Origin of the sequence: Kribbella sp. NPDC051952, assembly GCF_040680855.1 — a bacterium.
Taxonomy (GTDB): Bacteria; Actinomycetota; Actinomycetes; order Propionibacteriales; family Kribbellaceae; genus Kribbella.
This window is the reverse complement of record NZ_JBFAXQ010000003.1, coordinates 416,404-432,196: the sequence shown is the minus strand read 5'-3', so window position 1 is coordinate 432,196 and position 15,793 is coordinate 416,404. Positions and strand designations below refer to the sequence as shown.

Annotated in this window: 15 protein-coding genes; 5 read left to right on the top strand and 10 right to left on the bottom strand. The window is 66.6% G+C overall.

What is annotated here, in order from left to right:
• Window positions 1-18: 18 nt before the first annotated feature.
• The 4 genes from AB0L70_RS09160 to AB0L70_RS09145 are packed head-to-tail and all read right to left on the bottom strand — an operon-like array spanning window position 19 to window position 4,527.
• Window positions 19-1,482 carry a hypothetical protein gene (locus AB0L70_RS09160; RefSeq protein WP_363681730.1) on the bottom strand — a complete coding sequence of 488 codons (1,464 nt, stop codon included), beginning with the start codon at window positions 1,480-1,482 and terminating at the stop codon, window positions 19-21.
• Window positions 1,479-2,294 carry a carbohydrate ABC transporter permease gene (locus AB0L70_RS09155; protein WP_363681728.1) on the bottom strand — a complete coding sequence of 272 codons (816 nt, stop codon included), beginning with the start codon at window positions 2,292-2,294 and terminating at the stop codon, window positions 1,479-1,481. Before AB0L70_RS09155 ends, AB0L70_RS09160 begins: the two co-directional genes overlap by 4 nt.
• On the bottom strand, window positions 2,291-3,220 hold the full coding sequence (locus AB0L70_RS09150; RefSeq protein WP_363681726.1) for a sugar ABC transporter permease: 930 nt from the start codon (window positions 3,218-3,220) through the stop codon (window positions 2,291-2,293). Before AB0L70_RS09150 ends, AB0L70_RS09155 begins: the two co-directional genes overlap by 4 nt.
• A gap of 5 nt (window positions 3,221-3,225) precedes the next feature.
• Window positions 3,226-4,527, bottom strand: coding sequence for a sugar ABC transporter substrate-binding protein (locus AB0L70_RS09145; RefSeq protein ID WP_363681723.1), 1,302 nt, complete (start codon window positions 4,525-4,527; stop codon window positions 3,226-3,228).
• A gap of 135 nt (window positions 4,528-4,662) precedes the next feature.
• On the opposite strand from AB0L70_RS09145, the gene AB0L70_RS09140 reads away from it, so the two are divergent.
• Entirely contained in the window at window positions 4,663-5,697 is a 1,035-nt protein-coding gene (locus AB0L70_RS09140) for a LacI family DNA-binding transcriptional regulator (protein ID WP_363681721.1), read from the top strand.
• 11 nt (window positions 5,698-5,708) lie between these two features.
• Here the strand turns inward: AB0L70_RS09140 and AB0L70_RS09135 are convergent, their stop codons facing one another.
• From AB0L70_RS09135 to AB0L70_RS09125, 3 genes are all read right to left on the bottom strand, one after another.
• A complete protein-coding gene (locus tag AB0L70_RS09135) occupies window positions 5,709-6,569 on the bottom strand; it encodes an LLM class F420-dependent oxidoreductase (protein WP_363681719.1) in 861 nt (286 codons plus the stop codon).
• Window positions 6,566-7,129, bottom strand: a complete 564-nt coding sequence (locus tag AB0L70_RS09130) for a TetR/AcrR family transcriptional regulator (RefSeq protein WP_363681717.1) — start codon at window positions 7,127-7,129, stop codon at window positions 6,566-6,568. The genes AB0L70_RS09135 and AB0L70_RS09130 overlap by 4 nt, the downstream gene beginning before the upstream one ends.
• A 371-nt stretch (window positions 7,130-7,500) precedes the next feature.
• Window positions 7,501-10,335, bottom strand: coding sequence for a S8 family serine peptidase (locus AB0L70_RS09125; protein WP_363681715.1), 2,835 nt, complete (start codon window positions 10,333-10,335; stop codon window positions 7,501-7,503).
• 523 nt (window positions 10,336-10,858) lie between these two features.
• Here AB0L70_RS09125 and AB0L70_RS09120 point away from each other — a divergent pair.
• Both AB0L70_RS09120 and AB0L70_RS09115 read left to right on the top strand, forming a co-directional pair.
• Complete coding sequence (locus AB0L70_RS09120) at window positions 10,859-11,920, top strand: glycosyltransferase (RefSeq protein ID WP_363681713.1); 1,062 nt, start codon at window positions 10,859-10,861, stop codon at window positions 11,918-11,920.
• Window positions 11,838-13,070, top strand: a complete 1,233-nt coding sequence (locus AB0L70_RS09115) for a hypothetical protein (protein WP_363681711.1) — start codon at window positions 11,838-11,840, stop codon at window positions 13,068-13,070. Before AB0L70_RS09120 ends, AB0L70_RS09115 begins: the two co-directional genes overlap by 83 nt.
• Here AB0L70_RS09115 and AB0L70_RS09110 read toward each other — a convergent pair.
• The gene (locus tag AB0L70_RS09110; protein WP_363681709.1) at window positions 13,041-13,610 is read right to left on the bottom strand and encodes a TIGR03086 family metal-binding protein; all 570 of its coding nucleotides are present in this window, start codon (window positions 13,608-13,610) and stop codon (window positions 13,041-13,043) included. The two genes, AB0L70_RS09115 and AB0L70_RS09110, sit on opposite strands and share 30 nt — an antisense overlap.
• A 127-nt stretch (window positions 13,611-13,737) precedes the next feature.
• Between AB0L70_RS09110 and AB0L70_RS09105 the strand changes: the two genes are divergently transcribed.
• Together AB0L70_RS09105 and AB0L70_RS09100 are read left to right on the top strand one after the other, a co-directional pair.
• Window positions 13,738-14,685 carry an aldo/keto reductase gene (locus AB0L70_RS09105; protein ID WP_363681831.1) on the top strand — a complete coding sequence of 316 codons (948 nt, stop codon included), beginning with the start codon at window positions 13,738-13,740 and terminating at the stop codon, window positions 14,683-14,685.
• Window positions 14,682-15,026: a YciI family protein gene (locus tag AB0L70_RS09100; RefSeq protein WP_363681707.1), complete on the top strand. Its 345-nt coding sequence runs from the start codon at window positions 14,682-14,684 to the stop codon at window positions 15,024-15,026. Before AB0L70_RS09105 ends, AB0L70_RS09100 begins: the two co-directional genes overlap by 4 nt.
• On the opposite strand, the gene AB0L70_RS09095 is transcribed toward AB0L70_RS09100, so the two are convergent.
• A complete protein-coding gene (locus tag AB0L70_RS09095; protein WP_363681705.1) occupies window positions 15,023-15,454 on the bottom strand; it encodes a GNAT family N-acetyltransferase in 432 nt (143 codons plus the stop codon). The genes AB0L70_RS09100 and AB0L70_RS09095 overlap by 4 nt on opposite strands.
• Before the next feature lie 41 nt (window positions 15,455-15,495).
• Entirely contained in the window at window positions 15,496-15,783 is a 288-nt protein-coding gene (locus AB0L70_RS09090; RefSeq protein ID WP_363681703.1) for an antibiotic biosynthesis monooxygenase, read from the bottom strand.
• Window positions 15,784-15,793 lie beyond the last annotated feature (10 nt).

The window sequence follows — 15,793 nt, the reverse complement described above, 5'->3', positions numbered from 1 at the left end:
TCCTTTGATACCAAGGTTTCACTTCAGGCTCCGTACGGCGTCGCCCGCCCCGGACACGTTCTCCAGCAGCATCTCGGAGTACTTGCGACTCAGTACGACGCCCTCCGCGCCTCCCTCGAACGCGGCCAGCGTCGCGTCCCGCACGGACTCACGGGTGCACGTGGTCAGGTCACCCTCGTTGTCGTCCCAGTTGATCTTCGTACCGACGTCACGAGGCTTCTCCAGCCCGCGCTGCTTGGCGACGCCGACCGGGATGTCGATGTCGATGCCCGGGTAGATCGCGCTCTGTCCACCGACCCCCGCGACGGCCCGCACGGTCTCCCGCCGTACGTAGTCCGCACTGAAGCCGGTCTGCGGCAGCTTCTCGTACGAGCCTTCGTCGAGCTGCAGGAGCTTCATCATCAACGGGTAGACGTCGTCGGGCTCCGCGTCCGCGAACAACGCACCGCAGATGCTCTTCACCCAGGTGAAGAACCGCGGCCCGGCGCAGTTGTTGTAGATGACGACCTTGATGAAGTCGGAGAACTTCGCCATCTCGGTGTAGTCCTGGTCAGCCCGGTAGAACGGGCTGAACGAGATGTTGTGGTAGACGTGCCAGCCGACCTGGACGTCGGACGAGATGGCCTTGGCGACACCGTAGATGTCGCGGTACAACTGCCGCTGGCTCTCGGTCCACAGCGTCTGCCACGCCAGGACTTCCGGGAAGTTGAGCAGGATCCGCCAGAACGTGACGAACGCGCCGTCGACCGGACGCTCGCCGGCACCAACCCGCTGGTTCCACTCGACCAGCTCGCGGTAGCCCCGCATCGCCCGGTCGACGTCGATCCCGCGGTCGCGGGCGATCCCACGGCAGTGCTGGCAGAAGCAGCCGATCTCGGGTACGTCGACCGTGCCCTGCATCAGCATGTTCAGCGGTCCGGGCCGCTCCGAGCACCAGGCCAGGCCGTCGAGCTGGTAGCTCTGCACGTAGTCCTCGACGAACCCGAGGTGCCAGTTGCGGTAGTCCGGATTGTTGAAGCATGGCCGCCGGCCAGGACGACCCCAGGCGTCCACTTCGAGCACCTTGGCGAAGTTTGGGTAGGTCCGCAGCTGACGGGCACCACCACTCTCCTCCATCCAGGCGAACGACTTCATCCCGCGCTCACGCGCCTTCGGGATGACCTCCTCGAGCAGATCGAGCTCCGGGTGTTCCGGCGCCCGGCCGACCGAGCCGAGCACCGTGTTGCCGTAGTACTCGGGATGCGGCGTCGCATAGTTGCCGCCGACCCAACCGAGGTCGTACTCGGATCCGCCGTGGTCGGGGATCGGGTGTCCGGGAATCTGCCGCCCGCCCGTCCCCCTGGTCCAGGTCGGTGTGGCCAGGAACAGCGCGTTCACCGCGCCGCGGTCGGCCAGGATGTCCAATGTCTGGTCGACGCCCTCGTCGACGAACGAAACCGCTCCGATCTGCATGGCAACGAGCCGGTCCGGCACGGAGCTCACCCCTTCATTCCTGTCATCGTGATGCCTTGGATGAAATAGCGCTGGGCAAAGAGGAAGACAGCGATCACGGGTACGACGGACACCGTCGCACCGCACATCAGCAGACTGATCTGGGTGAAGTACTCGCCCTGGAACTGAGCGAGGGCCACCGGCAGCGTCTGCAGGTTCTCGGAATTGATGTAGATCAGTGGACCGAACAGGTCGTTCCACGACTCGAGGAACGTGAACACCCCGATCGCGGCCAGCGCCGGCTTGGTCTGCGGCAGCATGATCCGCCAGTAGATGCCGAACGTGGAGGCCCCGTCGATCTTGCCCGCGTCCTCGAGCTCCTGCGGGATGGTGAGGAAGGACTGCCGCATCAGGAACGTCGCGAACACCGGCGTGAGCACCTTCGGCACCCACAGCGGGTACTGCGTGTCCACCCAGCCGATCTGGCGGAACACGATGTACTGCGGGATCAGGTACGCGATGCCCGGGATGATCGAGGTCGCGAGCAGCACCATGAACGCCGCATCCCGGCCGGCGAACTTCAACCGGGCGAACGCGTACCCGGCCATCGACGCGACGATCAGGATCCCGACCACGTTCAGCCCGGCCAGTTTCACGCTGTTCCACAAGAAGATCGGGATCAGCTCGAAGACCTGCCGGTAGTTGTCCCACTGCGCATCGGTGGGCAGGAACTGCGGCGGCACGCTCAGCACCTTGGCCTCGGGCCGGAGCGAAGCGCTGACCATCCACACCAACGGCGCCAGGAACACCAGTGCGAACAGGGACATCACGACGTACTGCGAGGTCTTGCCGACGAGCCTCATGAGTAGAACACCCACCTCTTCTGCAGCTTCCACTGCAGGTAGGTGACGGCCGCGATCACCGCGAAGAGGATCCACGCCATCGCCGAGGCGTAGCCGATCTTCCCGAAGCCGAACGCGTTCTGGTAGATGTTGAAGATGTAGACGCTGGTGGCGTGCCCCGGTCCGCCCTTCGTCATCACGTAGATCAGGCCGAACACCTGGAACGACGTGATGAACTGCGTGATCAACAGGAACAGGAAGTGCGGCGTCAGCAGCGGCAACGTGATGTACCGCAGCCGTTGCAACGCCCCGGCGCCGTCTAGTTTCGCGGACTCGAAGTAGTCGGTCGGCAAGCCCTGCAGACCGGCCAGCAGGATGATCATCGGATACCCGATGCCCTGCCAGACGCTGACCAGGATCACGGCCGGCATCGCCCAGCTCGAGCTCGACAACCACTGTGGACCGTGGATCCCGACCTGGCTGAGCAGCCCGTTGACCACGCCGTCGTCCGGCTGGAAGAACCAGAACCAGACGAATCCGATCGCGACGACATTCGTGACGTACGGCGCGAAGTACGCCGTCCGGAAGAAGGCGACACCGCGGATCGGCCGGGAACACAACAGGGCCAGGACCAGCCCGATCCCGATCGTGAGCGGAATGCTGGCGAGCGTGAAGTAGATCGTGTTCTTGAACGTCTGCAGGAACAGCGGATCGTTCCCGAACAGATCGGTGAAGTTGCGCAGACCGACGAACTTCGGGGCCGAGATGCCGTTCCAGTCGGTCAGCGACGCGCCCATCGAGACCAGGATCGGGAAGAACTGGAAGGCCACCACACCGACGACGATCGGGCTGATGAACAACCAGCCCACCAGGTTCTGCTTGCGCCGGGCCCGTTTGATCTCGGTGACGTGGACGGTGCTGCCGCGCTCCATCGTGATCGTTGCCATCGACATCAACCCTTCAAGGCGGTCTCCACCTGTGGCTTGATCTGGGAGAGAACATCGCCGACCGGCTTCTCGCAGTTGTAGGCCTGGTCCAGCGCCGGCCGGTACAGCTCACGGGCGCCGAGCGTGTTCTTGGTCTGGTTGGTCGCGGTCAGGTGCTTGGCCGCCTCGGCGAACAGCCCGATGTGCTCGGGCATCTTCCCGTTCGGCGCCAGGTCGGCCGCGGCCTTGTTGTTGATGGGCGTGAAGGCACCGCCCTGCAGGAGGATCTTGCCGCCCGCTTCACTGGCCAGGTACTTGAGCAGCGCCCAGGCCTGGTCGGGGTTCTTCGCCTTCTTCGGGATGCAGAACACGATCACGCTGGACTCGGTCTTCTGCTCGACATCGGCCGGCGGTGCGGCCACGTCCCAGGTGAAGTCCTTGACCGTCGTCCGCAGGTACGGCACGGTGCCGAAGGTCGCGAACATCATCGCCAGCTTGCCCTGCGCGAACATCTGCGTCTCCGCATTGTCCTGCTGCAGAGCGGACCACGGCGGCTGCACCTTGTCCTTGCAGGTCAGGTCCGTTGCCCACTGCAACGCCTCGACCTCCTTGGCGCCGGGTAGCGTGAACTGAGTCCCGTCGGTCGAGAAGATCCCGGTCTGACTGCCGTGATTGACCGTGAACGTCTGCTCGTACCCGGTGTCCAGATAGACCAGAGCGCCGTACTGCTTCTTGCCCGGGTCGGTCAGCGTCTTCGCCTTCTCGGTGAAATCGGCCCAGGTCCAGCCGTCCGGCGACCAGGTCGTCGGCGGCAGCGGTACGCCGGCCTTTTTGAACAGATCGACGTTGTAGAAGATCAGCCGGGGCTCGTACCCGAGCACCCACGCGGTATGTGAACCGTCCGGCTGCCTGGGGAACTCGAACGTCTCCTTCGCGAACTGCGACGTGTCGAGTTTGTCCTTCTCGATGTACGGATTGAGGTCCAGCAGGGCTCCCTGGGTGGAGAAGCCGCGGACGAAATCGTCGTTGATCCGCATCACGTCCGGCGGGCTACCACCCGCGATCAGCGTGCGCATCTTGGTGTCGTACTCGGTGGTGACCGCGGGCTGGATCGTGACCGACGTACCCGAATCCTTCTCGAAGGCCTTGATCGCCTGCTCGAGCGGATTGCCCTTGACCTGCTCCCAGTTCAGGAAGGTCAGGCCCTTCTTGCCACCACCACCTGCGTTGCCGTTGCCCCCACAAGCGGCGAGTGCACCACCGGCCGCGAGTCCTCCCAGCCCTGCGAGGAACCTGCGGCGGCTCAGGTCGGAGAGATGTGTCTGCACCGGAATCTCCCATCCATGTGGGATGAATACGTATACAATGAATACGTATACACACTGCGGATGCCGAGGTCAACGGCGCGTGGCCACACTCTTGAGTAGGGTTCAGCATTCGGACATTGAGGGGAGGCGGGGGTCATGGTGCGACCACCGACGAGCAGGGATCTGGCTCGGCTGGCAGGGGTGTCCCAGGCGACGGTCTCCCGGGTGCTGACCAACAATCCGAAGGTCAACCCGGAGACCAGGGCCCGCGTCCTGCAGGTGCTGAAAGACGCCAACTACACCCCGAACGCGTTGGCCCGCGCGATGAAGACCGGCAAGACCGACACCATCGGTGTGTTCATGACCCGGGTCACCAGCCCGTTCCACGCCGAGCTGCTCGACGAGATCGGCCGGGTGCTCAGCTCGGTCGGGCTGCACATGATCCTGTGGAACATCGAGCACGATCCCGAGGAGACGATCGCCGACGTCCTGCAGCAGCGGCTCGTCGACGGGTTCCTGCTGACGTCGGCGACGTACGACTCCCGGCTGCACACGATGGCGCTCGCCTCGGGGACTCCGACCGTACTGCTGCACCGTGGGATCGACGGCCTCGACTGCGACCAGGTCGTCGGCGACAACTGGCAGGGCGCGTACGACGCCGGCCGGTATCTGGTCGAGGCGGGTCACACCGACATCGGGCTGGTGACGTTGACCCACACCGGGAATACCTCTCGCGACCGCGACCTCGGCTTCCGGGCGGCGCTCAACGACGCCGGGGTGAAGATCAAACCGAGCAACGTGGTGTCGGTCGGCGTACCGCACGCTGACGGGCACGCGGCGGCTTTGAAGCTGCTCTCCAAGAAGAAACCGCCGACCGCGATCTACACGGTCACAGACCTACTGGCCTTCGGCATCCTCGACGGCACCCGCGCCCTGGGCCGCAAGGTCCCCGACGACGTCTGGGTAATCGGCTTCGACAACACCGACCTGGCGGCGTGGGAGTCCTTCGACCTGACGTCGGTCGCGCAACCGGTCCACGCCATCGTAGAAACCGGGGTGTCGCTACTCCGCAAACGCATAGAAGACCCCGACCGCCCCACAGAGGTAGTAACCCTCCCCTGCCCCCTAGAAATCCGAGGCTCCACAGCCCGAACCCCCTGGAAAAAGGACACCGCCTCCGGCAGCGCCTGAATTTCCCCCCGTCAGCCTTGGAGTCGTGGGAGGACGTTGCTGAGGAGTTCGGCGTGGTCTTCGGGTTTGGACAGGCCCATGTTCATGGTGTTGACGGTCAGATGGGTGGCGCCGAGGTCTCGCCAGGCGTCGGCGTACCTGCGCCAGTCCTGCTCGGGCACGGCACCAAGCGTCAACCTGGGCTCGATCCCGATGGTGGCCGGATCTCTGCCCGCCTCCTCCGCCGCCTCACGAATCAGCTGCAGCTTCGCCTTCGCCGCATCGTCCGGCGGACCCTGCGGCATCCACCCGTCCCCGATCCGGCCGGTACGACGCAGTACGGCGTCCGCACCACCACCGAACCAAACCGGGATCTGCCGCTTGGGCAACGGATTGAGCCCAGCCTCGACGATCTCGTGGAACTTCCCCTCGTACGAGATCACCGGCTCCGCCCACAACTTCCGCAGTACGTCGACCTGCTCCTCCAGCAACGCACCACGCTGCCGGAACGGCACCCCGAGCGCCTGATACTCAACCTGGTTCCACCCGATGCCAACACCCAACCGCAGCCGTCCGCCGGAGAGCACATCCACCTCAGCCGCCTGCTTCGCGACCAGGGCCGTCTGCCGCTGTGGGAACACCAGTACGCCGGTCACCAACTCAAGACTGGTGGTGATCGCCGCCATGTACCCGAACAAGACGAAAACCTCGTGAAACAAGGACTTGTCGGTATACCCGGTCCACCCCGGCCGATTCGCCGCATCCGCGCCGAGCACGTGATCATAGGCGAGCGCGTGGCTGTACCCGACCTGCTCAACGGTCGTCGTCCAGTCGCGTACGACCGACGGGTCCGCACCGATCTCGAGCTGCGGGAACACGGCACCGATCTTCACTTCGTAGCCTCCGGCAACAAGTTGACGAGCCCTTGGATCGCCAGCTCGAACGGCTCGACCGAACCGGCCGCCCGCGCCAGCACATACCCACCCTGCAAGACGGCGGCGATGGTTGCGGCCGTCTGCTCAGGGTCCAGCGAGTCAGGATACTCGCCGTTCCGCTTGCCTTCAGCAACAATCCCGGCCAGCTCACGCCGCAACCAGTCGAACGTCTCCGCCACCGGCGCCCGCAACTCCGGATCACCCATCACATCCGGATCAGCCGTCAACCGCCCGATCCGGCATCCGCGCAGTACATCCCGCTCCCGCTCGAGATACCCGCTGATCTTCTCCGTCGCCGTACCCGACCCACTGAACTGCTCAACCGCAGCCGACTTCAACTCCTGCGAAGACCGCTCGATCGCCGCCTTCGCCAGCTCCGCCTTGCCGGTGAAGTGGTGGTACATACTCCCCTGCCCCGCATCCGCAGCCCGCTGAATCGCCTTGGGCGAGGTCCCCACATACCCCCGCTCCCACAACAGCTCCTGCGTACTACGAATCAACCGCTCCACCGTCTCCACCCCACCACTGTACCCACAGGTACAGGATCAAACAGCCAACACCGCACGAAAACGACACCGCTACGCGGCGCCTGCCTTTCAGCCGACTCCGTCGGCGCCGCACACCGCTGACACACGCAGCTGCACTCTGCGAGGGACAGCCCGAACCTGCGCCAGCTGTCCACGGTCCTCGTCGTCCATCGAGAGTCGTGGCAGATGGTGCCCACTCAATCCACAGTCGTCCCGCCGAGCACGCCGGCACGGAAGCACAGGCCGCGGCCCCGCCGAAGGCGGCGAAAGGCAGGCGCCGCGTAGCGGTGTCCTTTCGGGGCGCCCACTCGCAAAGCAGCCCGCCCGCGACGGGAGGTCGCGGGCGGGCTGACGTTGGGTTCTTAGCTGATGGTGAGGATTTTGTTTGCGGTGTAGGACTGGGCGTGGTCGGCGTCGCCCGGGAACCAGACTCGGTAGGCGATCTGGCCTCGGGTGGCTGGCTTGATGCCGAAGGCGTATTTGCCGGAGGTGGTCAGCTTCACCGACGCGATCGACTTCCAGACCTTGTTGCCGTACTGCTGCAGGTACACGGACTGACCCGCATGCGCAGGAGCCACATACCCGCTGAACGCAGCACTCTTGCCCAGCGTGATCGCCGTCGGTGCCAGGGTCGCTGAGATCGTCGGCGCTACCTGCACGGTGATGTCGGCGGTGCGGGTGCCCATCAGGTCCGCGTTGCCGGGGAACGTGAGCATGTACACCGAGGAGACCGTCGGTTTGTCGACAATCGACAGGGTCCCGGTCGAGGACGTCTTGAGTGCGGCCAGGAGCTTGAACGTGGAGACGTTCTTCGGACGTACGTAGACGTTGACCGGCAGACCGGCGTACGCGAGGTTGTCGATCCGCAGCGTGCTGCCCTTGATGGTGATCGAGCCGCCGTAGTTGATCAGGGTGGAGGTCGTCGAGATCCCGGACTTCATCCCGAGCAGCTGCTTGATCGCGATCGGGCTGTAGTGACCGGTCCGGTCGAGGACCCAGCCGGCATACGTGTACGTCGTGCCTTGGGCCAGGCCGGTGTTCTTCACCGAGGTCCCGGTGCCGGCGTACACGAGTGTGCCGGTGGTCGGCGTCGGCGCCTTGCTGCCGACGTTGCGCCGGACGATCACCTGGTCGAGGTCGTTGGTCGGCGGGATCTTCCAGGCCAGGTTGGCGGCCAGGTACGCGCCGCTGCCGGTGAAGGTGGTCAGCGCCTGCGGCGCCAGGTCCGCCGTACTGAAGACCGTCCGGAACCAGTGCTCCTCCGTGCCGTCCTCCCCGAGCACACCCCAGCCTTCGATCTTGTACGGGCGGTTGTCGAGGAGCGGCTGCTGCGGCGTGATGGTGGCTGTGCGCGACGCGGCGTCGTACGTCGTCACTGCGTCGATCTGCAGGTCGGTCTTCGCGTCACGCACCACCACGTTGGCGCTGCTGACGGAGGCCGCGATCACGTCCCGCGCGAACGTCACGGTCGGTTTCGCGGACGCCGGCACACCCGACGCCAGGTTCGCGGGGAACACGTCACGCAGCGGGTACGCCGTACCCGTCGCGGCGGCGCCTGCGCTGGAACTCCCCACGCTCAGTGTGTACGGGCGCGTGACCTTCGAGCCATTGTAGTTGCGCACGGCAACATATATGGTGCCGGAGGTGGTGGCCTTGACGTCGACGGACGAGGTCAGCGGACCCCACTTCGGACCGTTGACAGGATCAACGACCGGGAACTCGTTCTCGGCGTGACCGAGGAACTTCAGGTCCGAGTTGTAGACGTCGACGACCGGGCCGACATTCGAGGAGAAGCTGCGCTCGTCGAAGGACGGGCTGGTGAGCGTGGCCCGGACGTTCTGGTCCGATCCCAGGTCGACCGAGTACCAGTCGACGTCACCTTCGGAGTCGATCGTGCCGGTCGTCGAGCCGAAGCCACTCAGCTTCTTGGCGCGGATCGGCTGGTCGTTGCCATCCGCAACTGCCGTTGGGAAGTCCGGTGCGAACCGGCCGCCGAGGGCGGCGTACGCGTCCAGGATGCCGTGGCCGTAGTACGGGTCGATGCCGCGCGGACCTGCATCCCGGGAGAGTGCCTCAAGTCGCTGCGCGATGTCGTACGCGCCGAGCGTCGGGTACTTGTTCTTCACCAGCGCCGCGACGCCCGCGACGATCGGCGCCGAGCAGGAGGTGCCGGTGCAGTACCAGTACGGCAGGTAGCCGGACGGGGTCAGCGACCGCGGACCGGTGCTCAGGATGTCCCAGCCCGGTGCCGCGATGTCGACCCAGTCGCCGAACGAGCTGAAGTCGGTCAGCGCACCGCTCGAGTCCGTCGCCGCGACGGCGATCGCCTCGGTGTAGGACGCCGGGTACTGAAGGTCGTCGCTGCCATCGTTGCCGGCGGCAGCGACCACGGTGACACCCGAGTTGACCGCGTTGCTGACCGACTGGTGCAGGATCGGGTTGTCGCCCGGACCGCCGAGCGACATGTTGATCACCTTGGCGCCGTGGGCAACGGCCCAGTCGATGCCTTCGGCAATGTCCACGTCGTACCCGGATCCCTCCGAGTCCAGGACCTTGACCGGCATCGCCTTCACGTTCCAGCCGACTCCGGCGACGCCTCCGCCGTTGTTCGCGGCGGCCGCAATGATGCCGAGCGTCATGGTCCCGTGACCGTTGTCGTCGATCGGGCCGCGGTTCGGTGAGGTCGCGTTGTAGCCGGTGACCAGGTGCCCGACGAGGTCCGGGTGGCCGGCGTCGACGCCGGTGTCCAGGACCGCGACGATCTGGCTTCCAGTGGTCTTGGAGACGTCCCACGCCTGCGGCATCCGGACGGTGTTCAGGTACGCCGCCTGGTCCGAGCCGTAGAACTCGTCATTCGGTACGGCGGTCGCGTGGCGCTTGTAGTTCAGCGACACGAGCTCAACCGCCGGGTCCGCCTTGACCTTCTTCAGCAGCTCCGGCGCCGGCAGGTCACCCTTGATCTTCACGACGGTCGAGCTCACCGACTCCTGGGCGGCACCAACCTTCGCGACCGCGGCCTTCCGGGCCGAGGAGGTGGACTTCGCCTTGAACTTCACCATCACCGTGTTCGGCTCGAACTCAGCCTTCGCAGGGCTGTGGTGAGCGGCGAACCCCGGACGGTAAGGCCTGGGCTCGGCCGCCGACCCGGACGAACCGGTGACGGCAACCAAACCACCTGCGACCACTGCCGCGGGCACGGCCAGTCGCAACAATCGAGCACGGGACAACAACGGGACCCCCAAGAGCCACGGGCGGAAGGACCGAGACCCGGCCCGCCCCTAAATCGCTCCACCACCCCTCGGCGTTACACCCACCCCCACCCCCACCCAAACCGAAACCAAACCGATGCCCCCGACAACAAGTTCACTCCTCCCAAACCACGTCAAACGCTCGTTTCAATCACCATCCACAGCCCACCTGTCAAGCACACCCACCCGATCCATCGAGTCGTGGCGATTGGCGCCACCCGATCCACCGGGTCGTGGATCCGCGCGATCCTGCCCTACCTCGACCACGATTCGACGCTCCCGGCCCGCCCATCCACAGCCTGCCCGCCGAGCACCTCCACCCGTGATCCCAATCCGCGGCCCCGCCGAAGGCGGCAAGAGTCAGCCGCCGCGCAGCGGTGTCCTTTACGCGTCGCCACGTCCCAACCACACTCGCTCGCAACACGGGCGGCCGGGAGGCGGTTGTTGGGGGGGACCGATAGTCTCGGGCGCCATGAGCACCAGCGTCGCCATTGCGGTAATCACGTTCAGGCGACCTGCTCTGCTGCACGGCCTGCTGACCAGCTTGGAAGCTCAGGAACTGCCGGAGAACTCCGACTACGCGATCCGGATCGTGGTGGTCGACAACGACGCGGACGGGTCGGCGGCCCAGGTGATCGGAGAGTTCGGACAAGGTACGCCGTACCCGATCGAATCGGTGGTGGAACCGGAGCCTGGAATCCCCTTCGCCCGCGAGAAGTCGGTCGAGCTCTGCTGGAACGACGACGCCCTGATCTTCGTGGACGACGACGAGGTGGCGCCGCCCGGTTGGCTCGAGACCCTCCTCGCCGCCTGGGAGCAGTCCGGCGCCGACGTTGTCACCGGCCCGGTGAAGGGCAACCTCCCGCCCGGCGCCCCGCCGTGGAGCCACTACAGCGACGTGCACGACTCGACCGGCAGGCACACCTCGGGCGAGGAACTGAAGAAGGCGTACACGAACAACACCCTGGTCAGCCGGCGGGTGTACCACGCGGTCACGCCCGGATTCCATCCTGCGTTCCGCTACACCGGCTCCAGCGACCTGCACTTCTTCCTCCGGGTGCACCGGGCCGGGTTCCGGATCGTGTGGTGCGAGGAGGCGTGCATCGCCGAGGAGGTCCCGGTCGGCCGGACCACCCTGCAATGGCTCGTACGGCGTGCCTTCCGGTCCGGCAGCGGGGACACGATCAGCCGGCTGCTGATCCGCCCGGGCGCGGTGAGCTACGTGCTGGTCCTGGCCTATGCTTCGGCCCGGGTGGTCTCGGCGATCGGGTTCGCCCTCGCCGGGCTGTTGCTCGGCCGGAAGACGCACCTGCTGAAGGCGGTCCGCCGGTTCTTCTCGGGCGTCGGCAGTCTTGCGGGGATAGTGGGGATCAACCATGACGAGTACCGGGAGCGCCACGGGGCCGAATCAGCGGCCGACCGTGACGAGCCTGTGTCAGGCGATCTGGCAGGTGGAGAAGGACCTGGATCTGCTCGAGTGGCGGATCCAGGACGCTCATCCGTGGCCGATCATCCGGATGCGCGTCTTCCATGAACTGACCCGTCGCAGCGGCATCCACGGAGCACCCCATCCGGTACGACGTTCGCCGTACGACAAAGCACGACTCGTGGGCCGTCACATCGCCGGCCTGGTCACCCGGAACCCGTTCCTGGGCCGGTACGACGCTCTCGTCGTACCGCATCCCCGGAAACCGGGCGGTGTCGAGATCTACACCGACGAACTCCGCGCCGAGCTCGGCTCGTCAGCCCTGATCCTCGACTCAGGCATCAACGGCACCCCGCTGCCCGGCAGCAAGAACCTGGACTTCTTCACGTCGGCCGCCGGTGCGATCCACCAGAAGCACCTGGACGACCGCGGCATCAGCGCCGCACTGCAGAAACTGACCGGTGTCCAGGTCCCGGTAGGCGCCCTCCTCGCCCGCGAGGTCCCCAAGCACCAACGGCTGCGAGCGCTCTACCGCGCCCTGCTGAGGCGGCACCAGATCAAGACCGTGTACGTCGTGGTCGCCTACTTCCACCAGCACATCGTCGGCGCTGCACGGGATCTCGGGATCCGGGTGGTGGAGCTGCAGCACGGGGCGATCAGCCCGTTCCACCTCGGGTACAGCTACCCCGGACGACCGGTCGTCGCGGATCAACCGGATGAGCTGTGGTGCTTCGGCTCCTACTGGACCGACGTCGCCGACCTGCCCGCGGGGATGAAGACGGAGGTGGTCGGCGCGACGTTCCTCCCGCCGGCGGGACCGAAGGATCCGCAGCGGGTCGTGTTCCTCTCGCAAGGCACGATCGGCGCCGAGCTCCTGCACGTCGCCGAGGCGGTCGTGAAGGAACACCCGGAGCTGGAAGTGCACTACCGCCTGCACCCGAGCGAGCGCGCCTCCGACTACACCATCCCCGCCGGCGTGCACCTGTCGACCGACGGCGACACCCTCGATCTCCTGACGAGAGCCACGTACCAGGTAGGCGTCTCGACGACTGCGCTGTTCGAAGGCATGGCGCTGGGCTGCCGGACCGCGGTGGCCAACCTGCCAGGGCACGAGTACCTGGAGCCCGCCATCGCGCGTGGGCACGCACTCCTGATGTCCAACCCGAAGCAACTCACCGACGCCCCGCTGTGCACCGACCCCAGCGCATACTACGCGCCGAGCGATTTCCTACGGCTCGCGGCCGATCAGCCCGAGTAGGCGGTCCTGCAGGGGCGCATCCGCTGGAACGTGGACCTCGGGTCCGTAAACCTCGATGCCCTCGCCGAATGCGTCCGGCGTACGGAACTTCTCCATCAGGTCCGGCGGGATCTTCACCGCGGCAGCCCAGAGCCGTTCGACGTCGGCGGGCTCCATCGTCTCGTCCTGGTCGGTCGCCCGGGCCAGGTCCCAGCCGTGCAGGACCAGGTCGTCCGAGACCACCTGGTCGATGTGCCGCTCGGTCGTCAACGGACCGGTCGGGGTATCGGTCTCGGTAAGCGCCAGGATCGGGTCGTCGAGCACCTCCTCGACGGCCGCGCGGGCCTCCTGGAAGGCGGTCAGCGGGTCGTCGGCCGGCTCGAGCTTGCGGGCGACCGGTTGCAGCATGACGCCGTGCATCATCACGACATGCTCGACGACGTCGCGGGCGGTCCAGCGCGCGCAGGGTGACTGGTCCTCCCACTGGTCCGGCTCCACCGCCGCAACCTTCCGCTCGAACGCCTCGGCCCGCCGCCGGTACCGCTCCGCGATCTCACCCATCCCCGCATCCTGCCGCCCCCGCCACCGTCACGGAAGACCGAGCCCGACGCTTTGCGCACGGACCGAGCGGCTGGAGATGCACAAAAGCGGAGTGTCGGTGGCGGGTTCTAGGGTCTTGGGGGTGCGGATGGTGGAGCTTGGGCGGACGGGGTTGACGGTGAGCAGGCTCGGGTTGGGGCTTGCCTCGATCGGGGGGATGTTCTCGGCCGTGCCGCAGGGCCAGGCCGTCGCGACGGTCGATCGGGCCTGGGAGCTCGGCGTCCGGCTGTTCGACACCGCGCCGGTGTACGGCTACGGGCTCTCCGAGCAACGGGCCGGGCTCGCCCTGCGCGGGCGGCCGCGGAGCGAGTTCGTCCTGTGCAGCAAGGTCGGCCGGTTGATCGAGCCAGGCGGACCGGACGTCCAGCCGATCTGGGCGGAGCCGCCCGCCGGTCTCGGCCCGAGGCTCGATTATTCGTACGGCGCAGTCATCCGCTCGTTCGAAGCGAGCCTGGAGCGGATGGGCATCGACCGGATCGACATCCTGCACATCCACGATCCCGATCTCGACTTCCTGACCGCGTCGACCGAGGCGCTCCGAGCGCTCAGCGAGCTCCGGGGTCGCGGCACGATCCGCGCGATCTCCCTCGGCGTGAACCACGCGGACGTGGCCGCCAAGTTCCTCCGCGAGACCGGGCCGACCGGTCCCGACTGCATCCTGCTCGCCGGCCGGTACACCCTGCTCGATCAGACCGGCGCAGACGAGCTCCTACCGCTGTGCGAACAGCTCGGCGTCGCCGTACTGGCCGCCGGGGTCTTCCAGGGCGGCGTACTCGCGGACACCGCCGAGGGCGCGCCCCACGGGTATGCCAAGGTCCCACCGGCGCTGCTCCGGCGGATCGATGTACTGCGGGAGCTCTGTCGGAAGTACGGCGTACCGCTGCTGGCCGCCGCGATCCAGTTCCCGCTCGCGCATCCCGCCGTGCCCGCTGTGGTTGTCGGGGCGCGGAGTCCGCAGGAGATCACCGAGGTGGCGGGGTGGCTCGATCACGACATCCCGAATGACTTCTGGGCGGCATTAGGGTCTGCCCTATGAAGTTCATGCTGCTGCACAAGACCAACGACAGCCTGGAGGCGGGCAACCCGCCCGATGCGGAGATGATGGCGCGGGCGGACGCGGTGCTCGAGGAGATGCGTCAGGCCGGCGTCCTGGTGCTCGGCGAGGGCCTGATGCCGAGCTCGCGCGGCGCCCGGGTCACGTTCCCGACTCCGGGACAGCCGCGCGTGCTCGACGGACCGTTCGCGGAGACCAAGGAGCTCGTCGCGGGCCTGTCGATCATCCGCGTCGACTCCAAGGACGAGGCGATCAAGTGGGCGCTGCGCTTCGCCGAGGCGGACCCGAACACGCCCATCGACATCCTCGAGATCGCCGGCTAGAGGACCAGGTGCAGGATCGGGTAGGGCTTGTTCGTCGAGTCGGTCTCGCTCCGGGACACGACCCGGAAGCCGTGGTGCAGATAGAACCCGACGGCCTGCGGATTCTGCTCGTTGACGTCGACCGCCGTGGCGGCGAAATTCTCGAAGGCATGTGAGAGCAACAGCGAACCGCCGCCCTGACCCCGGTACGCCGGGTCCAGGAACAGCATCTCGACGGTGCCCTCGGCAACCCCGATGAACCCGACCAGCAGCCCGTCCTCGGTCCGGAGCCCGGCCAACTGCGCGATCTCCCCGAACGACGCCCGTACCAGCGGCCGGAACACGTCCAGATCGGCGTCGGTGACGAAGTCGTGGGTCGCCCGTACGGACGCCTCCCACAGCTCCGTCGCCCGGTCGTACTCGTCCGGCCGGATCGGCGTGATGTTCATACCGTCAACCGTCGCACCGCGTCCGGCCGCTGTCAGGTGGATTACCCCGCGGCAACGCCTTCTTCGGCGCTGACCAGGGAGTCGATCGCGGCGAAGAAACGGGCGATACCCGGGAGGTTCGGACCCTTGTCGCGGGACGCGGCGTAGTCCTCCGACGTCGCCCACTCGACGATGTCCAGCCACTCGTCGTCGGGCAGCCGCACCAGCCGCGCGCCGAGGAAGCCGGTCCGGTCGGCCTCGAAGTCCTTCAGCATGTCCACCCGCGCGGCCAGCAACTCCTCGGCCTTCTCGGGCAGCACGCGGAAGCGGGTCAACTCGACGGTCGTCATGAAATACCTT

Excerpts from the sequence above, each read along its gene's own strand:
- AB0L70_RS09100 (WP_363681707.1), top strand. The coding sequence starts at position 14,682 with ATGAAGTTCATGCTGCTGCACAAGACCAACGACAGCCTGGAGGCGGGC.
- AB0L70_RS09150 (WP_363681726.1), bottom strand. The coding sequence starts at position 3,220 with ATGGCAACGATCACGATGGAGCGCGGCAGCACCGTCCACGTCACCGAG.
- AB0L70_RS09120 (WP_363681713.1), top strand. The coding sequence starts at position 10,859 with ATGAGCACCAGCGTCGCCATTGCGGTAATCACGTTCAGGCGACCTGCT.
- AB0L70_RS09110 (WP_363681709.1), bottom strand. The coding sequence starts at position 13,610 with ATGGGTGAGATCGCGGAGCGGTACCGGCGGCGGGCCGAGGCGTTCGAG.
- AB0L70_RS09155 (WP_363681728.1), bottom strand. The coding sequence starts at position 2,294 with ATGAGGCTCGTCGGCAAGACCTCGCAGTACGTCGTGATGTCCCTGTTC.
- AB0L70_RS09105 (WP_363681831.1), top strand. The coding sequence starts at position 13,738 with ATGGTGGAGCTTGGGCGGACGGGGTTGACGGTGAGCAGGCTCGGGTTG.
- AB0L70_RS09090 (WP_363681703.1), bottom strand. The coding sequence starts at position 15,783 with ATGACGACCGTCGAGTTGACCCGCTTCCGCGTGCTGCCCGAGAAGGCC.
- AB0L70_RS09140 (WP_363681721.1), top strand. The coding sequence starts at position 4,663 with ATGGTGCGACCACCGACGAGCAGGGATCTGGCTCGGCTGGCAGGGGTG.
- AB0L70_RS09095 (WP_363681705.1), bottom strand. The coding sequence starts at position 15,454 with ATGAACATCACGCCGATCCGGCCGGACGAGTACGACCGGGCGACGGAG.